We start from the raw sequence: 3,166 nt of genomic DNA, 5'->3' as shown, positions 1-3,166 counted from the left end.
GAGTGGAGCGAGATCTGGGGGAGCGGGATCGATGGTGTGTTCGTCGACCACGCGGACCTCGGGGTGGGGTTCGCGCGGGGCTAGCGGGGAGTGTCGACCACCGATACGCGGAAAGCGCAAAGTGCATGACGACGTGGACGCGACGGCGGGAGTCGAACCCGCAACACGACCGGGTATGAGCCGGTGCCCGGGACCGCCCGGATCGCCGCGATGACCTCACGCTAACCCGGGGCCGCGACATCCGGAAGGCGTGTCTCGCACTATTGCCGACGATGACCCTGCGTGACCGGATCGCGTGTCCGCCTCCCCCTCTAAACTGGGAGCCCATGGTCGAGTCATCCGTTCCCGTCGTCGTTCCCGGCGGCACCGGCGGCGTCGACGACGACCTGCTCGACGGGCTCAATCCCCCGCAGCGCGAGGCCGTGACCTACCGCGGACCGGCGCTGCTGATCGTGGCGGGGGCAGGGTCGGGCAAGACCCGCGTGCTCACGCACCGCATCGCGTCGCTGCTGCGTCGCCGCGAGGCGTGGCCGAGTCAGATCCTCGCGATCACGTTCACGAACAAGGCCGCCGGCGAGATGCGCGAACGCGTCGGCCAGCTGGTCGGCGAGAGCGCCCGCGGCATGTGGATCTCGACCTTCCACTCGGCGTGCGTGCGCATCCTGCGGCGCGAGGCCGAGAACTTCGGCTTCACCTCGTCGTTCACGATCTACGACTCCGGCGACTCCCGCGCGCTCATCAAGCGCCTCGTGAAAGACCGCGAGGCCGAGCGCTTCGGACTCAGCCCCGCGGGCGTGCAGGGCCGCATCTCCCGCCTCAAGAACGAACTGACGGATGCCGCGGCTTTCGCCCGCCAGGCCAACTTCTCCGACCCCGCCGAACGCCTCTTCTCCGAGCTCTTCGGCGACTACGAGCGCGCGCTGCAGCGGGCAAACGCCTTCGACTTCGACGACCTGATCGCGCAGACCGTTTACCTCTTCCGCGCGTTCCCGGCGGTCGCCGACGCCTACCGCAAGCGGTTCCGGCACATACTCGTCGACGAGTACCAGGACACCAACGCCGCCCAGTACGCACTCATCCACGAGCTCACCCGCCCCGTCGTCGGCGCCGCCGAGGCGTATTCCAGTGGCGGCATGATGATCTTCGAACCCGAGCACGCGCCCGAGCTCGAGGGCGCGTCGCTGACGGTCGTGGGCGACTCCGACCAGTCGATCTACGCGTTCCGAGGCGCCGACATCCGCAACATCAGCGAGTTCGAACGCGACTTCCCCGGCGCCCGCGTCGTGCTGCTCGAGCAGAACTACCGGTCGACGCAGAACATCCTCTCCGCCGCCAACGCGGTCATCGGCCACAACTTCGACCGCAAGGCGAAGAACCTCTGGACCGACTCCGGCGCCGGTGAGCGCATCGTCGGATACACCGGCTACTCGCAGCATGACGAGGCCCAGTTCGTCGCGGACGAGATCGAGGCCATCCACCGCCGCGGTGTCGACTACTCCCAGGTCGCCGTCTTCTACCGCACCAACGCCCAGTCGCGTGCGCTCGAAGAGATCCTCATCCGCGCCGCCGTTCCCTACAAGATCATGGGCGGCACCAAGTTCTACGAGCGCGCCGAGATCAAGGACGCCCTCGCCTACCTCACCGCCGTCGCCAACCCGGCCGACGAGATGGCGCTGCGCCGCATCGTCAACAAGCCCAAGCGCGGCATCGGCGACGTCTCCATCGAGACCATCAGCCGCTTCGCCGCCGATCGCGGCATCACCTTCCGCGAGGCACTCGGCCACGCCGGCGACCTCGGCGTGGGCCCCAAGCTGCAGACCGCCATCACCCATCTGCACGGCGTGCTGGGTGCGGCATCCGAGATCATGCTGCCCGCCAGCGGCGAAGTGGCCCCGCCCACCGCCGTCGCCGACGGGCTCTCGCTGCTGCTGGGACGCAGCGGCTACCTCGACGCGCTGCGCATGAGCCGCGACCCGCAAGACGAAGCGCGCGTCGAGAACCTCGACGAGTTCGTCGCCGTCGCCCGCGAGTTCGCGCGCAACAACCCCGACGGCACCGTCATCGACTTCCTCGCCGAGGTCGCCCTCGTCTCCGACGCCGACGACCTCGACGACGCCTCCGGCTCGGTCTCGCTCATGACCCTGCACACCGCCAAGGGTCTCGAGTACGACGCCGTCTTCATCACCGGCGTCGAGGAAGACCTGCTGCCGCACCGCATCTCAGCCGGCGAGCCCGGCGGCCCCGCCGAAGAGCGCCGCCTCTTCTACGTCGGCGTCACCCGCGCGCGCAAGCGCCTCTACCTCTCCCTCGCCATGACCCGCGCGCAGTTCGGCGAGATCGCCTCCGCCGTGCCGAGCCGCTTCCTGCAGGAGATCCCCGCCGACCTCGTCGACTGGCGCCAATCGCCCGCCGACCTCGTGCGCCAGGCTCCGCCCCGGTTCGGCGGCGGCTCGGGCTCCCGCGGCGGATTCCGCAACGAAACCCCCGCGCTCCTGCCGAAGTCCACCTCGCTCGACCGCTTCGCGAACAAGGTGCCCGCGAAAGTGCGTGACAACGGCGACATGGAGCTCGCGGCGGGCGACCGCATCCGTCACGACGACTTCGGCGAGGGACGCGTCGACGCGGTCACCGGTGAGGGCGCGAAGCGCATCGCGCACGTGCGCTTCGACTCCGGGGCGGCCAAGAGGCTGCTCGTCAAGATCGCGCCCATCGAGAAGATCTGACGCGTTCACCGGCCGTCGGCCGCCGCGCCCACAACTGTCCACACCACCGATAGGGCCCGTCCGAGCCCCGACGTAGGCTGTGCCCATGGCCCTCTTCTCCCGACGCCCCGCGCCGAACGCCGCTTCCGAATCGACGGATGCCGCGGCCCCCGCGCCGACGGGCGAGACCGCCGCCGCATCGGCTCTCGGCACAGCTGCCGGCAACACCACCGACGGCACCGCTTCCGGTGAGGGCGACATCACCGCGGCCGCCGAAGCCGCCTCCATCGCCGACGCCGTTCCCGAAGTGTCGATCTCGATCTCCACGTTCGGCGCGCCGGGCGCCGCGCCGGCCGCCGTTCCGGCGCCGGCACCCTTCACGCTGCCCTCGCCCGAGATGCCCGCCGTCACCGAGGCCGTGCCCGGCATGCCCGACAACGTGCTGCTCAAGGCGGCGCTCGCCG

Annotated in this window: 1 protein-coding gene, 1 tRNA gene and 1 pseudogene; 2 read left to right on the top strand and 1 reads right to left on the bottom strand. The window is 70.2% G+C overall.

Annotation, left to right across the window (positions count from 1 at the left end; all coding sequences use genetic code 11):
- Nucleotides 1–134 precede the first annotated feature (134 nt).
- Nucleotides 135–210: transfer RNA gene (locus ASG00_RS14670), tRNA-Met, on the bottom strand.
- Between the two features lie 116 nt (nucleotides 211–326).
- On the opposite strand from ASG00_RS14670, the gene ASG00_RS00105 reads away from it, so the two are divergent.
- Both ASG00_RS00105 and ASG00_RS15570 read left to right on the top strand, forming a co-directional pair.
- A complete protein-coding gene (locus tag ASG00_RS00105; RefSeq protein ID WP_056206011.1) occupies nucleotides 327–2,723 on the top strand; it encodes an ATP-dependent helicase in 2,397 nt (798 codons plus the stop codon).
- Nucleotides 2,724–2,808: 85 nt separating this feature from the next.
- Nucleotides 2,809–3,166, top strand: a pseudogene (locus tag ASG00_RS15570) (hypothetical protein); the annotation flags it as partial.

It is taken from the genome of Microbacterium sp. Leaf351 (genome assembly GCF_001423825.1).
GTDB classification, from domain to species: Bacteria; Actinomycetota; Actinomycetes; order Actinomycetales; family Microbacteriaceae; genus Microbacterium; species Microbacterium ginsengisoli.
The sequence above is the reverse complement of the archived record's forward strand: the minus strand, read 5'-3'. Positions and strand labels throughout refer to the sequence as shown.

Excerpts from the sequence above, each read along its gene's own strand:
- ASG00_RS00105 (WP_056206011.1), top strand. The coding sequence starts at position 327 with ATGGTCGAGTCATCCGTTCCCGTCGTCGTTCCCGGCGGCACCGGCGGC.